The organism is Haladaptatus rarus (genome assembly GCF_054177585.1).
The window spans coordinates 17,058-37,581 of record NZ_JBPEHG010000028.1 but is presented as its reverse complement, the minus strand read 5'-3'; the positions used below and the strand labels follow the sequence as shown (position 1 = coordinate 37,581).

The following is a 20,524-nucleotide window of genomic DNA, read 5'->3' as shown; positions in this document are numbered from 1 at the left end:
GCGGCGACCCCGGCCGTATCGCGGTCGCGGGCGACAGCGCGGGCGGGAACCTGGCCGCAGTGACCGCGCTGATGGCCCGCGACGGCGCCGGTCCCGAACCGGTTCACCAGGTGCTGTTCTACCCCGTGACTGACCACGCGTTCGACACCGACTCCTACCTCGAACATTTCGACGACCCCGTGCTCTCGCGGGCGGCCATGGAATGGTACTGGGACCAGTATCTCGACCGGGCGATAGACGGCCGCCATCCCTACGCCTCACCGTTGGCGGCACGTGATCTCTCGGGAACGGCCCCGGCGACGGTGATAACCGCCGGTGTCGACCCGCTTCGCGACGACGGACGCGCCTACGCCGACCGGTTGGCCGACGCGGACGTTCCCGTCTCGTACTCGGAGTACGACGACGTCTTCCACGCCTTCGTCGCGTTTCCCGAACTGGATAGGGCGGAGGAGGCCCGGGCGGAGGCCGCGTCCGCGCTCCGGGACGCGTTCGGTGTGTCATGAGAGCGAACGTATACAATCCGTATTTTTATTTGGATTGCTAAACATTCATACTCGTATGCTACACGCAGAAGGCCCGCTTCTCACCATCAATGTGAGTGCGCGGGAGACGACTGAGACCGACATTGGGGACGAACTGGCGGCGTTCATCGGCGGCCGCGGCGTCGCGACGAAGCTTGCTCACGACCGCATCCCGTTCGACGCGACCCCTCTTAGCCCGGAGAACCGTGCCTACCTGTCGACGGGCCCACTCCAGATGTCCCGTATGAGCTTCACCGGCCGGATGAACATGACTAGCCTCTCACCGCTCACCGACGGCCTCCTCTCGACGAACGCCGGCGGTTACCTCTCGCGGAACTTCGCCGACACGGGCTACAGCGTCGTCGAAATAACCGGCGAGAGCGACGAACTGCTCGCAATACACGTCTCGGACGAGGGCATCGAGTTCGAGGAAGTACCGGACCTCGAGGGCGCGGAGGTCCCCGAGGTCACGGAGTACATGAACGAACGCCATGACCTCGGCGCCGACAACCTCATCACAGTCGGTCCCGCGGGCGAGAACCTCGTCCGGTACGCCTGCGTGATGACCTACGACAGTCGCGCGTTCGGTCGCGGCGGTCTCGGCGCGGTCCTCGGGTCGAAGAACGTCAAGTGCGTGACCTTCGAGGGCGACTCGCCGCCCGACATCGAGTTGGACGAGGACGCCCAGTCGGAGATCCACCGCAACGCCGCCACCTCCGACGACATGATGCGCCGGCAGGGCACGACCCAGGGCACGGAGTTCATCAACGACAACTTCTCGCTTCCCACGCGGTACTTCGAGGAGTACCACTTCGAGCACGCCGACAAGATCGGCGGCGACGCAGTCGAGGAGAAGAAGTACAAGAAGGCGGCCTGCTCGGCCTGCGCGTTCGCCTGCAAGCTCCCCACCCGCGACGAGGAGCGCGGGGTCGAGACCGAGGGTCCGGAGTTCGAGACGGTGTTCTCGTTCGGCTCGAACTGCGAGGTCGACGACGTCGTGGACGTGATGAAGTCGAACGAACTCTGCGACATTTACGGGCTGGACACCATCAGCGCGGGCAACGCGGTCGCCGCCTACCTCGCTGCGAACGACGAGTTCGGGAACGCGGAACTGATCCACGAACTGGTTGAGAAGATAGCCCACCGCGAGGGGGTCGGCGACACGCTGGCCGAGGGCATCGCGCGCTTCGCCGACGATCTGGGCGTGCGCGACTACACGGTCAAGAACATGGAGTTCGCCGCGCACGATGGCCGCGTCCTTCACGGCCAGGGGCTCTCCTACGCGGTGGCCAACCGCGGCGGCGACCACATGTACTCGACGACGCTGCGCGTGGAGTACTCCGGTGAGGTCGACCCCGAGGGCCTCGACGGCAAGCCGGAGATCGTCCGCCGACGCGAGGACCACGCCGCATTCCGCGACAGCGGCATTGTCTGCGCGTTCGCCGGCGGGACGGGCCTCATCAACGAGGAGCAACACGAGATACTGTTCGGTTGCGACTACGAGGACTTGCTCGCCGTTGGAAGCCGCGTGGTCGAACTGGAGCGCCACTTCAACAACAAGCGCGGGAAGAACCGCGAGGACGACACGCTCCCCTACGACTTGCCCGGCATCGAGGCCGCGCTGGACGAGTACTACGAGCTCCGTGGGTGGAACGACGACGGCACCGTCCCGGACGAGACGGTCGCCGAGTACGCGCAGGCGGACTGACCCGGGAGCACTCGGCCCGCTTCGCGCGGCCTGTCAGCCGCCGTGGACCGGGGGTGCCGCTCGTATCACGTCCCCGTCCGACAACTCCGTCTCCGCGCCGTCGAACAGCGATACGTGCTTGCCGTTCTTCGTCACCGTCACTGAGTTCGAGATATCGTCCCCGTCGGTGAGGACCCGCCCGGAGAGGTCCGGGGTATCGGCCGCCAGGTCGCGAAAGAGGTCCGCGACCGTCGACTCGTCCGGCAGTTCGCGGCGGACGGTCTTCTCGCCCATGGCCTCGCGGTAGGGGCCGAAGAGGTGCACCTCGACTTCCATACCTTGGCTTGGCGGGCGCTCGCCTTGTATCTCCCGACGGAAGTCACTCCCCGCGCCCCCGCGGAAAACGCCTATCCCGCAGCGGCCGGAACAGGGACGCGTGCAGGTGACTATCAAGTGCTACGGCGCTGCGCAGGCGGCGACTGGGCGGAAAGCGGTCGCGGTCGTCGTCGCGGACGGCGCCACGGTCGGGGATGCGCTCGACACGCTCGCGGACGCCCACCCCGAGTTCGAGCGCCGGCGCGGGAGCGAACTGGTCGTGATGCGTGACGGCGCGCACGTCGAGGAGGCCGGCTCCGTGGCCAACGGCGACGCGCCCAGCGTCTCCAACCCGCCAAAGGTCGAGGACTGAACGCGAGGGTCGGTGTGACGACATCGGGTCCGGATCCGCCGGCGGTCGTCCGCGGCGCCGTCATGCGTTCACACGCTACGTTTTTGACCCCGTGACGTGTGGAGAGACGCATGGTAGCACACAACTCGATTCCGGCCGGGATCGACTACCGTGAATGGAGGGCGGCATGACCGTCCCGTTCCCGCGGCCGTCCGAGCGACGGCTCGCCGAGTTCGGCGAGCGACTGGGACTCGCGGTCCCCGAGGCGGAGCAGGCGGCGTACGCCGACGCTGTCTACGAGGAACTGTCGGGGTACGACGTACTCGACCACGTCTCGACGACCCGAACGGCGACGGCGTTCGAACTCTCGGACGTCGTCCGCGACCCCGGATCCGACCGGGACCCGCACAACGCCTACGTGACGGCGTTCGAGGCGGTGTCCCCGGATGCGGGCGACGACCTCGCGGACCTCCGCGTGGCGGTCAAGGACAACCTGGCCGTCGCGGGCGTCCCGATGACCTGCGGGTCGCAGGCGCTGGCGGCCGCGATTCCGGCCGAGAACGCCGCGGTCGTCGACAGACTGCTCGACGCCGGCGCGACCCTGACCGGGAAGACGAATATGGACGAGATGGCCTACGGGCCGACAAGTGAGACGAGCTGTTTCGGCCCGGTCACGAATCCGAACGACGTGGATCGCGTCGCCGGCGGTTCCTCGTCTGGGAGCGCGGCGATCGTGGCCGCGGGCGAGGTCAACGCGGCGCTCGGGTCCGACACCGGCGGGAGCGTCCGCATCCCTGCCTCCTTCTGTGGAGTGGTCGGCTTCAAACCGACGTGGGGGGTCGTCCCCCGCACCGGGTTCGTCGACCTCGCGTACACGCTCGACCACGTCGGACCGCTGGCCCGCGACGTCGAGACCGCGGCGCGCATTTTCGACGTCATCGCCGGTTCTGACCCGCGGGACCCGAGCTCCGCCGTCGCCCAGAGCATCGACAGCGGCCGGACGGCGGCAGCGCTATCCGACGTACCCGCCGTCGGCAATCTCTCGCTCGGCGTGCCGGAGGAACTGGTGGCGGACCACGTCTCGGACGGCGTCCGCGATGTCTTCGAGGCGCGCCTCGACGCGCTAACGTCGGCGGGCGCGGACGTCACGACCGTCTCGATTCCGACGCTCGCTGACGCGGTCCCCGTCTGGAACGCCATCACGAACGCGGAACTGGCCGCTGCGTTCGACCGGGCGCTCGCGCCCATCGAGCGACGCGGTCCCTTCGACCTGCAGTGGTGCGACGCAGCGGCCGCGGCCGTCCGGGGCAACGGACACCTGTTCGGCGATGTCGTCAAGACGAAGGTGATTCTCGGCGCCCACCTCCTCGACCGGTACGGCGGCCGCCAGTACGTTCGGGCCCGGACGGCCTGCGACCGCATCCGGACGGAGTTCGACCGGGCTCTTGACGGCGTGGACGCACTCGTCTCGCCGACGATGCCGGTGATCGCACCCGAAGTCGGGGCGTGGACGCCGCACAGCTACGACGACGAGAACGCGCTCTCCGTCCCGCTCGCGGTCAACACACGGCCCGCAGACCTCGCCGGCGTCCCAGCCATCTCGGTCCCGGCCGGGACCGCTAACGGGCTGCCCGTTGGCATCCAGTTCATCACGGGGCGCGGGGAGGACCGGCGCGCGCTGCAGGTCGGCCACACATTCGAACGGTTCGTCGACGGCTGACCCGACGCGCCGTGCGGTCGCTGGCAAGAATGGGGACCACCGGCAAGAATTAATTCGCTGGCACGGGTCTGCTTCCCTATGTCGAGACACGAAGCAGCCGAGTTCGAGGGTGTGCTGTGCCCCCTCGTCACCCCCTTCTCTGACGGTGGCGTGGACGAGTCCGCGCTCGCGGCGCTGGTCGAGCGACTGGAGGACGCCGGCATGGACGGCCTCGTCCCGGCGGGGACGACCGGCGAGTTCGCCAGCCTGACCGACGAGGAGTACCGGACCGTGCTACGGACGACTATCGACGCCGCCGACGTACCAGTGATGGCGGGCACCGCCGACACCACCGTTCCGGGGACGCTCGACCGCATCGAGACGGCGGCGGACGCGGGCGCCGACGCCGCGCTCGTCGTGCTCCCGTACTTCCACGGCGCGAACGACCCGGCAGGTAACGAGGCGTTCCTCACGGCCGTCGCCGACGACGCGGCGCTGCCGGTCTACCTCTACAACATCCCCTCGTGCACCGGACAGGAGATAGCGCCAGCCACCGTCGAGCACGTCGGGTACCACGAGAACATCCGTGGACTGAAGGACTCGAGCGGCGACTTCAACTACGTCCTCGACGTGCTATCGCGTGCACCCGAGGGCTTCGACCTGTTCCAGGGGTTCGACAGCCACCTCGTCCCCGCAACGCTCATGGGCGCCACGGGCGGCATCAACGCGCTCTCGAACGCCATTCCGGAGACGTTCGTCGCGGCGCACGACGCGGTGGTCGCGGGTGACCTCGAACAGGCACGGGAGATCGGCGCTGAACGCATCGCGCCGCTCTTCCAGCAGTGCGTGACCCACGGCTTCGCGCCCGCGACCAAGGCGGCAGTTGCGTCGCGCGGCTGGCTGGAGACCGCGTCGGTTCGACCACCGCTCGTCGAACTCGACGAGGAGGCCGAGGCGGAGATCGCGGAGGCGGTCGACCGCGTGCTCGTCGCCGAATGACGCTTCGACCGGCCGCTCAATCGAGGGGGTCTGACCGGTAGCGCTCGACGGCGTCGCGGTCGAGCGTCACGCCGAGGCCGGGGCGGTCGGGTATCCGCACGCGGCCGTCCTCGACCGGGAACGACTCCTCGACCAGTTCCCAGCGGAGCGGCGAGTCCTCGACGCAGTACTCCAACAGCGGCGCGTTCCGGGTGGCCGCGACGAACTGCAGGTTGGCCGCGACGACGAGTTCGGTGCTGTACCCGTGGGGATAGACCGGGACACCACGTTCGGCCGCGAGCGTCCCGATCTTCGAGAGGTGAGTGAGGCCGCCCGACCGGGCGACGTCCGGTTGGACGCCATCGGGACGTGCCCGGCGGAGAAACTCGCCGAAGCCGTAGCTCGCGTACTCCTCCTCGCCGCCGACGACGCGGGTTCGACAGGCGTCGCCGATGCGCGCGTAGCCGTCGAGATTGTCGGCGTAGACCGGCTCCTCGACCCAGAACAGGTCGTTCGCTTCGTCGAGTTCGTTCACAGCCTTGACCGCGCCCTTCACGTCGTCACGCCAGGTCATGCCCGCGTCCACCATGAGGTCGACGTCCGGCCCTAGCGCCTCGCGGGCCGCGCTGACCAGATCGCGGTCGCGCGCTCGATCACGCCCGAAGCCGCCCCAGCCGTACTTGACGGCCGTGAATCCCTCGTCGAGCGCCCGCTCGGCCTTCCGTCGGACCGCGGCGGTGTCCGCGGGGTTCTCGGGGAAGAGTGTGCTGGCATACGCCCGGACCGAGTCGCGGTGCTTGCCGCCGAGGAGCTGGTACACCGGTCTGTCGAGTGTCTTCCCCATGACGTCCCAGAGCGCCGTATCGATGCCGCTCATCGCCGTGAGGGCCGCGCCCTTCCGGCCGTAGTAGTAGGTCCGGTCGTACATCTCATTCCACAGTACCTCCGCGTCGAAGGGGTCGCGGTCGACGACGACCTCCCGCAATCCGGACGCCTTGTCGTGGGACGCCGGCGCGTTCACGACTGCGTCGACCACCGCTGGCGAGGAGTCGGCCTCTCCGATACCCGTAATCCCCTCGTCGGTCTCCACCTCGATGACGGCCGCGTCCTGGGACCCGTCGGCCTTCGCCGCCGCGACGTCCGACAGCGAGAGCGTGTGTACTACCACGTCCGTGATTTCCATGGCCGTGCCACGTGTTCCCACTATCTAAAACCTCGTGCGTCGGGAGAGTTTCGTGGCCGCACTACCCGTGAAGTACCTCGGGGTCACGCCCCGAGGCACTCGCCCTGCTCAGCCTGTAGACCGGCGCCTCGGCGTGCGGCGTTCCGCAACTCGGATGGACCAGTCCGAGTTCGTAGTCGTTCGAGTTGCGCGTCGCGGCCATGCAATAGCGCTGGGCCGGCCCGGCGAGGTGGAACCTGTCGTCGAGTTCAAGCTCTCGGCGACGCGGACTATCTTCATTGCGCCGGTGATGCTGGCGTCGTACTCCGGGTCCGCCCGCACGAGGTCCGTCGTGTCTCGGGTCATCGGGTCGGTGGGGAGTTCCGGTCCGCGGACCAACTCCCCAGGGGCGGCGTCTCTAGCTGTTCGGTGAGTTTGCGGTGGGCGTGCATCGACGTCCCGCCGTCGCGGGAGGGCCTGGCGTACCAGAGGTACCTCTGTTCGTCGCAGGCCTTCCCGACCGTCAGCGCGTCGCCCCCCGTCTCGCACTCGTAGACAGGGTCGTGGATCAGGTCCATCTCTCCGTTAGCCATTTGGTACCGTAGCACGATGGTCGGATGATGGAGATAACGGACGTCAGAGTCGTCCCGCTCTCGGACCCCGTTCCGGAGAAGAAGCAGCATCGAACCGACCTCGGCACCAAGGTGAAAAGCGACGCGGCACTCGTGTTCATCGAGGCCGACGACCACACCGGAATCGGCGCCTCGCTCGGTAATCCCCCTGTCGTGAAGGCGGTCATCGAAAACGAGCTCGCACCGCTGCTGGTCGGCGAGGACCCCCTCTACACCGGCCGGCTCTGGGAGAAGATGTATGCCGGCTCGCGGTGGAAGCCCTCGCTCGAACGCGGCTACTCTCAGCCCCGCGAGGATCGGCGCGGCGTCACCCTCGAGGCCATCTCGGGGGTCGACATCGCGCTCTGGGATCTTAAGGGGAAGATGCTCGACCAGCCGGTCTACAAGCTCCTCGGCGCCGTCCGGGATTCGATTCAGGCCTACGCCAGCGGCGGCTGGGCGCCGGGCGAGGAAGCAGAGACCGAACTCCGCGGCTACGTCGAGCAGGGGTTCGACGCCGCGAAGATGCGGGTGGTCGGCGGGGACGGGTTCGCCATCGAGAACACCGTAACGCGGGTCGAGGCAGCCCGCCGCGGCGTCGGCGACGCCGACCTCATGGTCGACGCTCACGGCTCGCTCGACGTCTCGACCGCGATTCGACTCGCCCGCCGCCTCGAGGAGTTCGACCTCTCGTGGTTCGAGGAACCCGTCTCGCCCGACGACCATGCCGGGTTGGCGCGGGTGCGCGAGGCGACCGAGATACCCATTGCGACCGGCGAGCGCGAGTTCACCCGCTTCGACTTCCAGTCGCTGTTCGACCACGACGCGCTGGACGTCGCCCAGCCCGACCTGGCGCGCGCCGGCGGCATCACCGAGACCATGCGTATCGCCGCGATGGCCTCCGCCCGGGGGCTGCGGGTCGCACCGCACGCCTGGGGGAGCGGCGTCCTCTTCGCGGCAAGCATCCACGCCGCGATGGCGATAGCCAACAGCCACATCCTCGAGGTGAGTATGGCGCACATGCCGATGCTGTTCGAGTTATTCGAGGAGGAGTTCGACATCCGCGACGGCCGGGTCCACGCGTCCGACCGGCCCGGTCTCGGGTTCACGCTCCGCGACGACGTCCGGGAACGCTTCGAGTACCAGTCCGGTCCCGAGTACGTCTTCTAATCTGCGCAGGTCCCCCGACGAGGTGCGATTGAGGACTCCCACCCCGGCCGGGGGCGCTCGGTCTTGCTACTCGTAGACGCGGCCGCCTAGACGGTTCTCCTGGATGTAGTCCCAGTCGTACTCGACGCCCAGTCCCGGGCCGGCCGGCACGGGAACCGTCCCGTCCGGGTCGATGGAGTCCAGTTGGTCGGCGTAGTCGCCGAGGTAGACGGGTGGCGTGGTGTTCTGGCACTTCGGGCCGACGAGGGCCATCTCGTAGTAGTTGGCGTTCCGGGTGGCGGCGATACAGTGACGCTGGGCCGGTCCGGGCGCGTGGAATTCGACGTCGATGCCGAAGCCCTCGGCGACGTGCGCGACCTTCATCGCGCCGGTGATGCCGGCGTCGTACTCGGGGTCCGCCCGCACGAAATCAGTTGCATCGTTGGCGACGAAGTCGGTGTGCGACTCCAGTCCACGGATGTGTTCAGTTTGCAGGATGGGCGTGTCGAGTTTCTGGGCTAGTTTCCGGTGGGCGTGCTGGCTGATGCCCGCGTCGCGGAACGGGTCCTCGTACCAGAAGAACCCCTGCTCGTCGCAGGCCCTCCCGACTTTAAGGGCGTCGGCCCACGTCTCCAGCTCGCAGGCGGGGTCTATCATGAGGTCCATCTCGTCGCCGACGCGTTCGCCCACCGCGTGGACCGTTGCGACGGTCTTCTCCACGTCCGTCCATTCGCCGCCCCAGTCGTGAATCTTGTACCCCGGGTACCCCATCTCCAGGCAGTCCTCGGCGAAGTCGGCGTACGCCTCCGGGGAGTCCAGCCCGCCGCTCCGGTCGCCCTGGTACGTCGAGGCGTACGCGGGGACGCGTTCGCGGTAGGTGCCTAGCAGTTCGTGAATGGGGGCGTCGTAGTACTTGCCGGCGAAGTCCCACAACGCGATGTCGATGGGCCCGATGCCCATCCGGTCGTACTTCCGGAGCGCACGCTTGACCTCGCTCCAGTGCTTCTCGCGCTTAAGCGGGTTCTTCCCCACGAGGTGATCGGCGAACATGTGAATCTGAGCGAACGCGGGCGAGTTCCCGCCGACGTACTCGCCGGTGATCCCCTCGTCGGTGTGGATCTTCAGGCCGAACAGTTTCCGCTCGATCTCGCCTCCGGGTTCGTAGACGAGGCTGAAGCCGCTCTCGCCGTATCCGACGTCTTCGACCGGGTAGCTGAACTCCGTGCTCTCGATCCGCGTGATGGTCGGTGCCACATGCCATACCACGGAGAGGGGGGCCAAGAGTGTTTCCAACAGAACAGTTCCGACGGCGGGACCGGCGACCAGTCGCGGAACCGCGACGGGGGCGGAGACGCGGTCGTCGAAATCTGCCCACAGACACAACGCTTATTGATACCGTATAACGAACATCGGGGGATGACACAGGAGGAATACCCTGAATACCGCATTCCGCAGGGCGGCGGCGTGCCGTGGCGCGACCTCTCGATGACCGAAGCCAACCGACCGCCGGAGCGCGACGTCGAGATAACCGACGTCCGGACGATGCGACTCGCAGGCAACTTCACCTGGGGCATCGTGAAGATAGAGACCGACACTGGCGCCCACGGCATCGGCGAGACTTACCGCGCCCCGGACGGGCTCATGGAGTTCGTCGAGGGGCTCGCGGGCGACCTCGTGGGCGAGAACCCGCTCGACACCGACCGAATCCGGGCGCTCCTCGACCAGAGCTACACGGGGGGCGGGCGCATCGGACAGGCGGCGTTCAACGGGGTCGAGATGGCGTGCCTCGACGTCAAGGGGAAGATGCTCGGCGTCCCCGTCTACGAACTCCTCGGCGGAAAATACCGCGACAGGGTCCGACTCTACTGTGACACCCACGGCGGCGAACCCCTCGGACAGACCGAGGCGGACGAGGTCAACCCCCGCGAGGTCTACACCCCGGAGTCGTACGCTCGGGCCGCCCGCGAGGTCGTCGACGAGGGGTTCACGGCGCTGAAGTTCGACCTCGACGTGCCGACCACCCGGCGCGTCGACACGGCGGCGCGTCGACTCGACAACGAGGCCGTCGCACACAAGGTGTCGCTCGTCGAGGCCGTCCGCGACGAGGTCGGCGACGACGTCGACCTCGGGATGGACCTCCACTGGAACTTCACGGTCGAGACCGCGAGTCGCCTTGGGCGGAAACTCGACCAGTTCGACCTCGCGTGGTTGGAGGACCCCGTGCCGCCCGAGAAGACGGACGCGAGCCGCCGCGTGGCCGACCAGATAGCGACTCCCATTCTGACGGGTGAGAACCTCGTGACGGCCTCGCAGTTCAACGACGCGGCGAGGGCCGGCGCGATGGACATCGCCGCTCCCGACGTCTGCAAGTGCGGTGGCCTGGGGGAGTTCGTGCGCATCGCGACCGTCTGTGACCTCTACGGCGTGCCCATCGCCGCGCACAACGTCGCCAGCCCCGTCGGGACGGTCGCCGGCGCCCACGCCGCCGCCGCGATACCGAACTTCGTCGCGATGGAGTACCACGCCCGGGAGGTGCCGTGGTGGGACGACCTCGTGCGTCGAACGGGCGAGAGCGGACCAGTCCTCGCCGACGGCCACATCGATCTGCCGGAGGGGCCGGGACTCGGTATCGAGATCAACCCGGACGTGGCCACGGAGCACCTGGTCGAGGGCTCGGAGGTCGTTGTCTGATGGCCGCGCTGAAAGAGCGGTTCGCCCGCACCGATCCCGTCGTCGGCAACTGACTCTCCATCGGGCACCCGTCCGTCGCCGAACTCACCGCCAGGCTCGGCTTCGACTTCGCGATGATAGACCTTGAGCACACGACGACGTCGCTCGCGACCGTTCAGAGCATGGTCCACGCCATCGAGGCGGTCGACGGGCCGACCGAACCGCTCGTCCGCATCCCCGACGACGACCCTGTCCCCGTCAAGCTCGTGCTAGATACCGGCGTCGCGGGCGTAATGGTACCGATGATAGACTCGGTGGCGGAGGCCGAATCGCTCGTCGACAGCGCGACGTACCCACCGGAGGGGACCCGGGGTATCGCCGGGTCACGCGCCACCGGCTACGGCATCGAGTTCGAGGAGTACGTCGCGAACGCGAACGACGAGACGATCATCGTCGCGCAGATAGAGACCGAGGCGGGCCTTAAGTCGGTCGAGGAGATAGCCGCCGTCGACGGAATCGACACGATATTCGCCGGGCCCGCGGACCTCTCGGGGTCGCTCGGCGTCTTCGGCGAGTGGGAGTCGGACCGACTCACCGACGCGATGGAGCGCATCGCCGCCGCCGCCGCCGCGGCCGAGGGGAAGCTGGCCGGAACGCTCGCCGTCCGACACGAAGACAGTGAACTGCGGGCGAACCAGGGTTTCGAGTTCATCATCGCCGGCCAGGACACGGGGTACGTGGCGTCCGGGAGCGCCGACGCGAAGGCCGCGTTCGAGCAGGCGATGGGGGACTGACCCTGCCATCGGGCGACGCGACGCCTGACCTGGCTACACCAGCATTCCCGTACGTAGGACCACGATGAGGAGCGTGAGCACCGGGACCGAGAGCAGCGTCGTCACGAATATCATCGTGCTCGCGTACTCCGGACCGGAGATGCCGTCGGAGCGGGTGGTGCCGGCGAACTCGATGGTGAGCAGGAGCGGCGTGATGGCCGCGGGGGCCGCACACTCTAGGACGAACACGCGGGCGACCGTCTCGTTCTCGAACCCGAGCAGCAGGACGATTCCGACCCCAAGAAGCGGCGCGACGGTAAGTTTGAGCGTCGCACCCGGCCCGATTCGGGACAGCGCGTTGCCGTGATCGGTGTTCGAGAGCTTAATACCGAGCAGGATGAGCATCATCGGGATGGAGGCGTTGCCCGTCATTCTGATGGTGCGCATGACGGTCCCCTCCGGCCGGGGTTCGATGCCGAGCGCGATGACGACCACGGCGGTCACGACGGCGTAGATGAGCGGGAGGCGGAATATCTTCTTGATCGCGCCGAGCGTGTCGACCGTCTCGCCACGTGCGGCGACGGAGACGCCGACGGTGTAGATGACCACGGTCTGAGTGGTGAGAAAGAGCACGGCCGTCGAGCGACCGACGGGGCCGAATGCGAACTCCGACAGCGGGATGCCGAGATTTCCGGAGTTGGGGAAGGCGCTGGTCAGCACGAGGGCGCCAAGAACCGACCCGGTCTCGCCGAGAGAGCGACCAACGGTCTCCGCCACGGCGAGCATCGCCAACAGGAAGACGGTCGTGCCGACGACGAGTTTCGTCACGGCCGTCCCGTCAAGCGGTGTCGTCACGAGGCTGTGGAAGATGAGCGCCGGGACGAACACGTAGATGGTGACCGTGTTGAGTTGGTCGACCCCGACGTCCCGCACCGTCCCGAGCACGTACCCGACGACCGCGAGCGAGAGCGTCGGTAGAATCGCCGAGACGAAGACGGAGACGAGCGAGTCAGCAGCCATAAACGATGGTTTCGCCGAGAAGACAGAAGCTTTACGGATCCGCAAGATTGGAGCGCGCCCGGGCGCATCGGTAGTGGCTGACCTAGAGCCGAGTGCAGACCTGCACGAAGAGCTAAGGCGTCGGGGTCGATTTGCTACGTCGTGGACGAGTTCGAGCACACACCGGTCGCCGTGACCGGCAAGACTGCGGTCGTCATCGGCGGGACGAGCGGCATCGGCAGGGGCATCGCGCGGGCGTTCGCCGCTGACGGTGCGGACGTGGTCGCCACGAGTCGGACATCTGAACGCGTCGCGGAGACCGCCGAGGAACTCCGCGACCTGGGCGGCGAGACGGTTGAGGCCACCTGCGACATCACCGACCGCGACTCCCTCATCGCGCTCCGGGACGCTGCATTCGAGGAGTTCGGCGGCGTCGACGTACTCGTCAACTCCCCGAGCGCCATCGCACGCGCCGGGTTGCGCGAGCTATCGGAGGCGGAGTGGCGTCGCGTCCTCGACGTTCAACTCACCGGCGTCTTTCGGGCCACCCAGGTGTTCGCGGAGCGGATGGCGGCGGGGAGCATCATCAACATCGCGTCGCTCTCGTCGCACACGACGATGCGTGACCTGGTCGCCTATTCGACCGCGAAGGGCGGCGTGGAAGCGTTCACCCGGACCGCGGCCCGGGAACTCGCCCCCGACGTCCGCGTGAACGCCATCCGTCCCGGCTTTATCGAGACCGAGCAGACGGCCGACGCCTACGCCGAGGACACCTATCGCTACCGGCGGATCACCGAGCGTGCGGCGGCAGGGCGAATCGGCACCCCCGAAGACGTCGCCGGTGCGGCGATATACCTCGCCAGCGACGCCGCCCCGTACACGACGGGGGCGATGCTCACGGTCGACGGCGGGTTCGAGACTGGCGCCTTCGAGTGACCCGACTCCTGCCGAGTCCTCGCTCACGGGCGTGCGCTACCGCGCCAGTGCAGACCGACTGGTCGCCGACCGCGTTCACCGAGCGAATCACCCGATAGGAATCCCTACTTAAATCCTGATGCACCGGCGTGTTGCGTGGGCGGGCAATAGAATTAGTAGCGGCCCGCGATAGCAGACCACATGGACGTAGCGATTATCGGCGGTGCCGGGACCATCGGCGCGACGACCGCGTACACTCTTTCGGTGCTCGAACCGACAATCGACGTGACCCTCGTCGACGTCGCCGATGACGAGGCGACGGGCCACGCCATCGACATGCGCACCGCGCTCGGACACGCCGCCCATCGCGCGGGCGTCGGGTTCTCCGACATCGGTAGCGGTACTGTTCGGTCGGCGGAACCGGGCCCGGAAGCCGTCGAGGACGCTGACTGCATCGTAGTAGCCGCGAGCGTGCCGCGTCCCGAAGACACTGCGGGACGGGGCGGGCGACTCGCCTTCCTCGAGCGCAACAGCGAGATGGTCGCGGATATCGGCTCGTGGGTCGGGGAAGTCGAAGCCCGTCCAGTCGTGACGGTAACGAACCCGCTCGATCCCATCAACTACCGTCTCTATCGCGCACTCGGGTGGGACCGCCGCTACTGCATCGGGTACTCACTCTCAGAGACCGCGCGGCTGGCCGACCAGCTCGCCCGTCGGGCCGGCGTCGCGCGCGCCAAGGTATCCTGTCCGACGGTGGGCGAACACGGCGAACACATGATTCCCGTCTTCTCCCGAGCGACCGTCGACGGCGAACCCGTCTCGCTCTCGGCAGACGAACGCGAACAGATCACCGAAGCGGTGAAGGACGTCCCCTGGGACGTCATACGGCTCCGGGGTCATGAGGAGACATCCCGGTGGGTGACCGGACGGGGTCTCGCCTCACTCGTCGTGTCGATTCTCGAGGGCGGGCCGTCCGACCCAGTCTGTCTGTCGGTCCCGCTCGACGGCGAGTACGGCTACAGGGATGTAGCGCTCTCCGTACCGGTCAGGCTCTCTGCGGACGGCGTCGAGGACATCGTCGAGTGGGAACTCTCGGCCGCCGAACGCCGCGCGCTCGACGAGGCGTCCGAGGCGGTCGGCGAGCTGTGTCGGTGAGCGGGGCGTCCCTGTCGAGGGTCGGGACCCGTGGCACTGTTCGTCGGCGTCGAGCGCCGTCTCGGCGACGCGTTCGCCGAACGGGAGCGACGAGGTGAGCCCGGGCGAGACCGCGTTGAGTGCGTGACCCGAGTCGAGGCCTTCGCGTCGGCCGCGAGCTGGGAGTCGACGGAGGCGGCCACCGGATACCGAAACGCCACCGTCCGTCCGCGTGCAGCTCGTATGTGCTGATGGCGGATTCGTTCTCGAGAATCTCTGTCTCGACGCCGTTCTCGTCTGCTTGGGCCTTCAGGTCGTGGAGGTGCTCGACCTCAGCGTTGTCGGTCGCGACGACGAGGGCGCCAATGGGTCGATGGGCAGGTCGTGCTCGGCGAAGCACTCCTTAATCCGTCGCGTTCCCTCCGTGCTGTAGCGTGTCTTGAATGACCCCGGCGGGTAGTTGAAGCCAGGGTAGAGGACGCTGGAGTTGCGGCCGCTCTGGTGTTCTGCGAGTTGGTACTCCTTCTCGATGAGACCGACATCGTGGTCGGTTCGCTCGACGAGGTGCTTCGCGACGGAGCACCCTACGGCTCCGCCGATCACCGCGATATCGTGGTCGACCATCGTCGTCTCGTTGTCCGCTCACCGGTGAAGAACTAGTGTCGCTGACAATCCCGACGAGGGAGGCGGGCGCGGACGCTCTAGACTCCAATTCGACCACGTTCGTCTTGTCGGCCTCGCCGACGTTCACAACGCGTCGAACGCAAGTCTGTCACCTGGAGGGAAATTCCTGCAAAATAATGTAGTTTGCTACCACTGCACAAATTTATAAGTATCCGCAAATAGGAGTTGCTGGAGTAAGTCGAATGCGGAGCGATCAAACTATCTCCAAGAGTACGAACGCTCTCATCGCAATCGAAAGGGAGTACCGACGTACGGAAGCCGAGGTTGAGGCCTTCACGGAATTCACCGAACAGGTTGCAGCGATAGACGAGCGTCCGCCACTCACAGATGGCGGCCGACCGGTCGCCTCGCTGCACCATCTCCGGACCGCCCACCCGTCGCAGCGGAAGTCGGTCTGCCGGGCCTACGCCGACACAGTGCTCGCGACGTCCCACTGCGAGGCCGAGTACGACGAATCGCCTTTCGAACACATGGCGGCGGAGTTCGGCCAGGACATCGTCATCAACCTCTTCCAGAGCCGGGAGTTTCCCGGGCAGTTGAAGCAAGCATTGTTGGACGCGAGTCGGCGCTCGCGCGAACAGCGAGAACGGATCTTGTCGCGACTCGACACGGAGATGGAGTCCGCGAGGATGGTGCGCGAGAGCATAAAGGGCATCGTCGATTCGTTGCGGGAGTACAACTCACGGCCGATCGACGACTACGCGTCGGCGGAACTCTCGGCGATTTGTCGACGACTACGTGAGTTCGAGGCCGAGTGCGAGTGTGTGGCAACTGACCGGCAAGCGACGATTCACGCGGAGAACCAGTCGGCCGTCGACGACGGCAGCGAATGGGGGCTCCGTGCCTACCTCTACCAGGACCTGGATACCGAGTATCCGATGCTTAGCGACGTCGCTGGGTGCTGTCGTCTCCTCCGGGAGGCCCATGAAAACGTCGAGAACGAGATACGTGCGCGAAGGACCGTCCGACCGGACGCGTAGTCGTTTCGCCGGTCTTCCTCCACGCGACTGCGCTCGACTCCGCCAAGTTGACCTCCAAGTCCCGTGAAGAAGAAGGCGACGGCGCCGGAGTGCTCTTTCGCGTGGATCTGGGCGTCAGTGGACGTCATAAGTGTACTATTGCCGAGAAGTGCGTAGAAACCTAGCGTTTTCCAGGGAACCGTGACCAGTGGTTTGTCGATTTCCACGGTTCGATCGTACGACCACATCCGCTGGGAGTTCTCGAACGGTTGTGGCCATGACGCATCGAAAAATCCGAGAACGAGAGGCTCATCATCAGTGTCTTTCGTGAGCGCCTGGGAGAGGCGCTCACGAAAATCCGCTTCAGCATCCGGTGATTGTCGCGGATCCTTCGGTCGTGGTTTTGCGTACTGCATGCCGTCAGCACGAAGAATTCGGGCGAGATGTGCCCGGTCGTACGTGACGCCGTAGCTGTCCCAGAGAAGGTCGTCAATCTCCTGTGGTGTCCACGGTTGGCCTTCTTTGAGGAGAGTGAAGAATTCCTCAAACTGCTCAGGAGAGAGCTTCGCGGGCCGTCCGCCCGCGAAGCTCGGTCGAAGCCCGTCAACACTCTCGTCGTTCCACTTAGCGAGCCATCGATCACCGGTATGACGCGAGACGCCGACGCGTCGAGCGGCCATTTTGGTTGTGTCACCGAAATGGATATTTTTGACGAAACAGAGCCGCCGGACGAGACGTGTCTCGTCCGCCTTCTGGGCTTCGTTAATCGCCTCATCAAGCTGATCTTCCGACAAATGCTTCGCCACTTCGATCCGACGACTTGTCGCCATTGGGGCCTATTAGGCTCTCAGAAGGCTCAAACATTGCGCAGACCACTCAGTTCCGCGCTCTCGTCGAAGAACTCACAACTCGGCTGAGTTTTGCGAAGGAATGGATCGAGAATTTTCTCGAGAGCCATTTGCAAAAGTTATCCTAGGGACTAAGACAGTTTCGGTCTCGTGCGTGCGCGGCGACGATCTTGAAGTCTGGCACTTTCCGTCGAAGCTCCCCGAATTGAACGCCGTCGAAGGGTGCTGGGACCAACTCCAAGAATGGTTCAAATATCGACTCATAGGAATGTACGCCGAGGAGAAACCGCCAGTATTCACGCTCGTTGATCGCGGAAGCGATCAGCGATACGTCTTCCCGGCGAAAGCCGCTGACGAAACGACCGTCCGACTTCTCCTCGTGCTCAGCGAGGAGGAGTCGCTGACCGTCTATACGGACGGATTTCGGGCCTACGACCCGCTAGAAAACGATGAGAACTTCCACCGAGAAGCAGTCATTCACGGAGATGGTGAGTACGTCAATGGAGACGCACACGTGAACACCTGCGAAAGTCACCGTCGCGAGCGGGACGGTGGCTCTCGCCGCATCGAGGTGTCTCAAAACAAACTGACAGTGTATCTCAGATCGTTCCAGCTCCGACGACGAATCCTCCGAAAACCAGGTCGAGAAGTACTCAAACAAATCGTTCGAGCAGTTCTCTGAGTCACCAACAATGTACTTCACAAGAGCGTCACCTGTATTCCGATTATCGGTGCACGAACACCTGAATAGTTGGACGAGAAGGTTGGCGCGTGCAATGTCGACCTCTCCGAGGAGCAGTGGGACCGAATCATGGACGCACGCTATCGAAACGGGGACACCCTCTGGGGTCACTGAATTTTGTCGAAGTGTACCGTCCACGAACGGTTTTTCGGTGAATTACAAGGAATATCCGAGCGGAATTCGGGGACACCCTCGACACCGGCCGAGAATCGAAACAGCGCTCCAGCGCCAGCTCCCTCCTCTTCCCGTGACCCCGCGGAGCCCTCTCCTGGACCCAGTGCGGTCGTGATGTACGCGTCAGTGTATTCCTCTCCACCGAACGAAACGCAGGAGACCTTCCGCGCGGGAAATTCGATTCGTCGGTCTTCCACACCCTCAGGAGTGTACCGGACGAGACAACCGCCATCCCAGTACGCGATCCAGACGTACCCGTCGGCGTCGACCGTCATTCCGTCTGGACTACCCCGTTCATCAGTCGTATCAAGGAAAACCGTTCGATTCGAGAGTGCTCCCGACGCCTCGTTGTACTCGAAGTGATAGGTCCTGTCGGCCTCCGTCTCGTTGAAATACATTCCGTCCCGATTCGGCGTGAAACCCATTCCGTTAGGGATGTCCACCGCATCGAGCACTTCGGTGATGGTTCCATCCGTATCGAGGCGATACAACCGACCGAGGCGGTCGTCGGTGGGCATCGTCCCGCAGAAGACACGTCCGTGCGGGTCAGCGATGACGTCGTTGAATCGGGAGTCACGTTCGGCATCGATTTCGTCCACGACTGTCTGGGTCGATCCGTCGTGCCACGTTTTGATTCGCCCTCCGTCCTCGAACAGGAGGAGCGCTCCATTTTTTTGGATGGTAAAACCGCCGATAACGCTCGTTTCGTAGCACAGTTCGTGGTCGCCGGTCTCCGGGTCGTATCGGAACAACCGACCGTTCGGGATATCAACCCAGTACAGTCGTTTCTCGGTCGGATGCCAGAGCGGTCCTTCTCCGGTGTGGCAGTGCGTATCCGCGATACGCGTGGGTTCCGCCATACGTTGTCTTTCGCCGTCCATCCCATAAAATTAGTGTGGCATCGTGGACGTTCGATCGACCCCGGACAAACCGTCAGGAAAACGACGGCATGACGACGTCCGAAACCGCTTCGCAGAACGCTTCTTGGTCGGGACTCGAACTTTGGAAGACGATGTGGTCGAACCCGCTGTCGACGTATCGCTCCGCGACATCGAGGAGGTCCTCCGGATCCGTCGTAATGACGAAGTGGTTCTCCAGACAGCGGGTGCTGACGAGGTCGCCGTGTAGCTGTAAGTAGCGTGGGTCAGAGATGTCCTGTGCGAAGACAATCGAAAGGAGTGTCAGTCGCCACGGCAGACACGGTTCGAGCGCGGCCGGCTTCGTCTCCGCGAGCAAGCAGTGGATGTGGACGGTTTTCTCGACGTCATCGAACGAATCGTTCCGCGTCGATTTCTCGATGCCACGTCGTACCGCCGGGAAGAGTTTCTCTGCGGCCCGCTCGGGCGTCTCGAAGACAGTTACGTAGCTGTCGGCCAAATCGCCCGCCATCCGGGCGGACGTCGGTCCGTTCCCGGCGACGTGAATCAGCGGGGCGTCGTTCGGTCCCGTGTAGAGGTTGGCGCCGTCGAGCGACCAGAAATCCCCGTCGTACTCGGCGAATTCCTCCTCGAACAGAGTACGAACGATACGGATGGCTTCCGCCGTCCGCCGCGCACGCTCGCCGTACTCCGGTCACGGGTTGCCGAGTGGCGTTTCATTCAACGCCTCACCGGTACCGACTCCAAGGAAGACCCGGTCGGGATACAGTTCGAGGAGCGTCGCGAGTCGATGGGCCACGTTGGCCGGATGGTAGCGGTTCAGCATCGCTGTGACGCGGCTTCCGACCTCAACGTCGCTCGTTCGTTCGAGGGCGGCGGGCATCCACGACCAGCAGTTTCCCCCGTTCGCGGGCGACTCATCCGCGAGGTGGTCGAGCCACGGATGGAAGTGGTCGTTTACCCAAATGCTGTCGAATCCCGCATCCTCGGCGGTGACGACCTGTTCGAGACACTCCGCCGGGGAGAACTCCTCCAAGGAGGCGAAGTAGCCGAATCGGGTCACGCGTTCACCTCCCCGACAGACGACAACATAGTCATGACCATCTCAGATACCGCCTGACGGCGCTCCCGCAATCATTAGTTCGGTAAGCGTTTCGACGTCGGTCTCCGTTATGCACGAGACTTCGACGATTTCGCCTTGATAGAGAATCGCCACGCGGTCGGCGTCAGCCGGATCGGTCCCCCTCCAGTCGGACCACGCTGGCCTTCCACGC

At 65.4% G+C, this 20,524-nt stretch carries 17 protein-coding genes and 5 pseudogenes; 13 read left to right on the top strand and 9 right to left on the bottom strand.

The window, feature by feature from the left end:
• Together ACR3FE_RS26805 and ACR3FE_RS26800 are read left to right on the top strand one after the other, a co-directional pair.
• Positions 1-503 (top strand): alpha/beta hydrolase (locus tag ACR3FE_RS26805; protein WP_458210910.1); only part of this gene is annotated, 503 nt, incomplete at its 5' end.
• 55 nt (positions 504-558) lie between these two features.
• Positions 559-2,229, top strand: a complete 1,671-nt coding sequence (locus tag ACR3FE_RS26800) for an aldehyde ferredoxin oxidoreductase family protein (protein ID WP_458210912.1) — start codon at positions 559-561, stop codon at positions 2,227-2,229.
• A gap of 33 nt (positions 2,230-2,262) precedes the next feature.
• Here the strand turns inward: ACR3FE_RS26800 and ACR3FE_RS26795 are convergent, their stop codons facing one another.
• Positions 2,263-2,544, bottom strand: a complete 282-nt coding sequence (locus ACR3FE_RS26795; RefSeq protein ID WP_458210909.1) for a ubiquitin-like small modifier protein 1 — start codon at positions 2,542-2,544, stop codon at positions 2,263-2,265.
• A 100-nt stretch (positions 2,545-2,644) separates the two neighbouring features.
• Between ACR3FE_RS26795 and ACR3FE_RS26790 the strand changes: the two genes are divergently transcribed.
• The 3 genes from ACR3FE_RS26790 to ACR3FE_RS26780 all read left to right on the top strand — a co-directional run bounded on the left by ACR3FE_RS26790 (position 2,645) and on the right by ACR3FE_RS26780 (position 5,573).
• Positions 2,645-2,896, top strand: coding sequence for a MoaD/ThiS family protein (locus ACR3FE_RS26790; protein ID WP_458210908.1), 252 nt, complete (start codon positions 2,645-2,647; stop codon positions 2,894-2,896).
• 166 nt (positions 2,897-3,062) lie between these two features.
• Positions 3,063-4,595, top strand: a complete 1,533-nt coding sequence (locus tag ACR3FE_RS26785) for an amidase (RefSeq protein WP_458210907.1) — start codon at positions 3,063-3,065, stop codon at positions 4,593-4,595.
• Positions 4,596-4,673: 78 nt separating this feature from the next.
• Complete coding sequence (locus ACR3FE_RS26780; RefSeq protein WP_458210906.1) at positions 4,674-5,573, top strand: dihydrodipicolinate synthase family protein; 900 nt, start codon at positions 4,674-4,676, stop codon at positions 5,571-5,573.
• Between the two features lie 16 nt (positions 5,574-5,589).
• Here the strand turns inward: ACR3FE_RS26780 and ACR3FE_RS26775 are convergent, their stop codons facing one another.
• Positions 5,590-6,735, bottom strand: coding sequence for a mandelate racemase/muconate lactonizing enzyme family protein (locus tag ACR3FE_RS26775; protein WP_458210905.1), 1,146 nt, complete (start codon positions 6,733-6,735; stop codon positions 5,590-5,592).
• Positions 6,736-6,850: 115 nt separating this feature from the next.
• Positions 6,851-7,295, bottom strand: a pseudogene (locus ACR3FE_RS26770) (enolase-like domain-containing protein); the annotation flags it as partial.
• A 39-nt stretch (positions 7,296-7,334) separates the two neighbouring features.
• On the opposite strand from ACR3FE_RS26770, the gene ACR3FE_RS26765 reads away from it, so the two are divergent.
• Complete coding sequence (locus ACR3FE_RS26765; protein ID WP_458210904.1) at positions 7,335-8,495, top strand: mandelate racemase/muconate lactonizing enzyme family protein; 1,161 nt, start codon at positions 7,335-7,337, stop codon at positions 8,493-8,495.
• A 66-nt stretch (positions 8,496-8,561) separates the two neighbouring features.
• Here ACR3FE_RS26765 and ACR3FE_RS26760 read toward each other — a convergent pair whose 3' ends face one another.
• Positions 8,562-9,728 carry a mandelate racemase family protein gene (locus tag ACR3FE_RS26760; RefSeq protein ID WP_458210903.1) on the bottom strand — a complete coding sequence of 389 codons (1,167 nt, stop codon included), beginning with the start codon at positions 9,726-9,728 and terminating at the stop codon, positions 8,562-8,564.
• Here ACR3FE_RS26760 and ACR3FE_RS26755 point away from each other — a divergent pair, their 5' ends adjacent.
• Entirely contained in the window at positions 9,729-11,165 is a 1,437-nt protein-coding gene (locus ACR3FE_RS26755; protein ID WP_458210902.1) for a mandelate racemase/muconate lactonizing enzyme family protein, read from the top strand.
• A gap of 59 nt (positions 11,166-11,224) precedes the next feature.
• Positions 11,225-11,938, top strand: a complete 714-nt coding sequence (locus ACR3FE_RS26750; protein WP_458210911.1) for an HpcH/HpaI aldolase family protein — start codon at positions 11,225-11,227, stop codon at positions 11,936-11,938.
• A 33-nt stretch (positions 11,939-11,971) separates the two neighbouring features.
• On the opposite strand, the gene ACR3FE_RS26745 is transcribed toward ACR3FE_RS26750, so the two are convergent.
• Positions 11,972-12,937, bottom strand: a complete 966-nt coding sequence (locus tag ACR3FE_RS26745) for an AEC family transporter (protein ID WP_458210901.1) — start codon at positions 12,935-12,937, stop codon at positions 11,972-11,974.
• A 141-nt stretch (positions 12,938-13,078) separates the two neighbouring features.
• Between ACR3FE_RS26745 and ACR3FE_RS26740 the strand changes: the two genes are divergently transcribed.
• Together ACR3FE_RS26740 and ACR3FE_RS26735 are read left to right on the top strand one after the other, a co-directional pair.
• Complete coding sequence (locus ACR3FE_RS26740) at positions 13,079-13,852, top strand: SDR family NAD(P)-dependent oxidoreductase (RefSeq protein WP_458210900.1); 774 nt, start codon at positions 13,079-13,081, stop codon at positions 13,850-13,852.
• 180 nt (positions 13,853-14,032) lie between these two features.
• The gene (locus ACR3FE_RS26735) at positions 14,033-14,986 is read left to right on the top strand and encodes a malate dehydrogenase (RefSeq protein WP_458210899.1); all 954 of its coding nucleotides are present in this window, start codon (positions 14,033-14,035) and stop codon (positions 14,984-14,986) included.
• Positions 14,987-15,274: 288 nt separating this feature from the next.
• On the opposite strand, the gene ACR3FE_RS26730 is transcribed toward ACR3FE_RS26735, so the two are convergent.
• Positions 15,275-15,589: an FAD-dependent oxidoreductase gene (locus ACR3FE_RS26730; RefSeq protein ID WP_458210898.1), complete on the bottom strand. Its 315-nt coding sequence runs from the start codon at positions 15,587-15,589 to the stop codon at positions 15,275-15,277.
• Positions 15,590-15,831: 242 nt separating this feature from the next.
• Between ACR3FE_RS26730 and ACR3FE_RS26725 the strand changes: the two genes are divergently transcribed.
• The gene (locus ACR3FE_RS26725; protein ID WP_458210897.1) at positions 15,832-16,629 is read left to right on the top strand and encodes a DUF7260 family protein; all 798 of its coding nucleotides are present in this window, start codon (positions 15,832-15,834) and stop codon (positions 16,627-16,629) included.
• Positions 16,630-16,769: 140 nt separating this feature from the next.
• Here ACR3FE_RS26725 and ACR3FE_RS26720 read toward each other — a convergent pair.
• Positions 16,770-17,438, bottom strand: a pseudogene (locus ACR3FE_RS26720) (IS630 family transposase); the annotation flags it as partial.
• Between the two features lie 100 nt (positions 17,439-17,538).
• Here ACR3FE_RS26720 and ACR3FE_RS26715 point away from each other — a divergent pair.
• Both ACR3FE_RS26715 and ACR3FE_RS26710 read left to right on the top strand, forming a co-directional pair.
• A pseudogene (locus ACR3FE_RS26715) lies at positions 17,539-17,706 on the top strand (transposase); the annotation flags it as partial.
• 15 nt (positions 17,707-17,721) lie between these two features.
• Positions 17,722-18,138 (top strand): annotated as a pseudogene (locus ACR3FE_RS26710) (IS1595 family transposase); the annotation flags it as partial.
• A 167-nt stretch (positions 18,139-18,305) separates the two neighbouring features.
• Here ACR3FE_RS26710 and ACR3FE_RS26705 read toward each other — a convergent pair.
• Positions 18,306-19,232, bottom strand: a complete 927-nt coding sequence (locus ACR3FE_RS26705; RefSeq protein WP_458210896.1) for an SMP-30/gluconolactonase/LRE family protein — start codon at positions 19,230-19,232, stop codon at positions 18,306-18,308.
• A 73-nt stretch (positions 19,233-19,305) separates the two neighbouring features.
• A pseudogene (locus ACR3FE_RS26700) lies at positions 19,306-20,313 on the bottom strand (LLM class flavin-dependent oxidoreductase).
• Between the last annotated feature and the right edge of the window lie 211 nt (positions 20,314-20,524).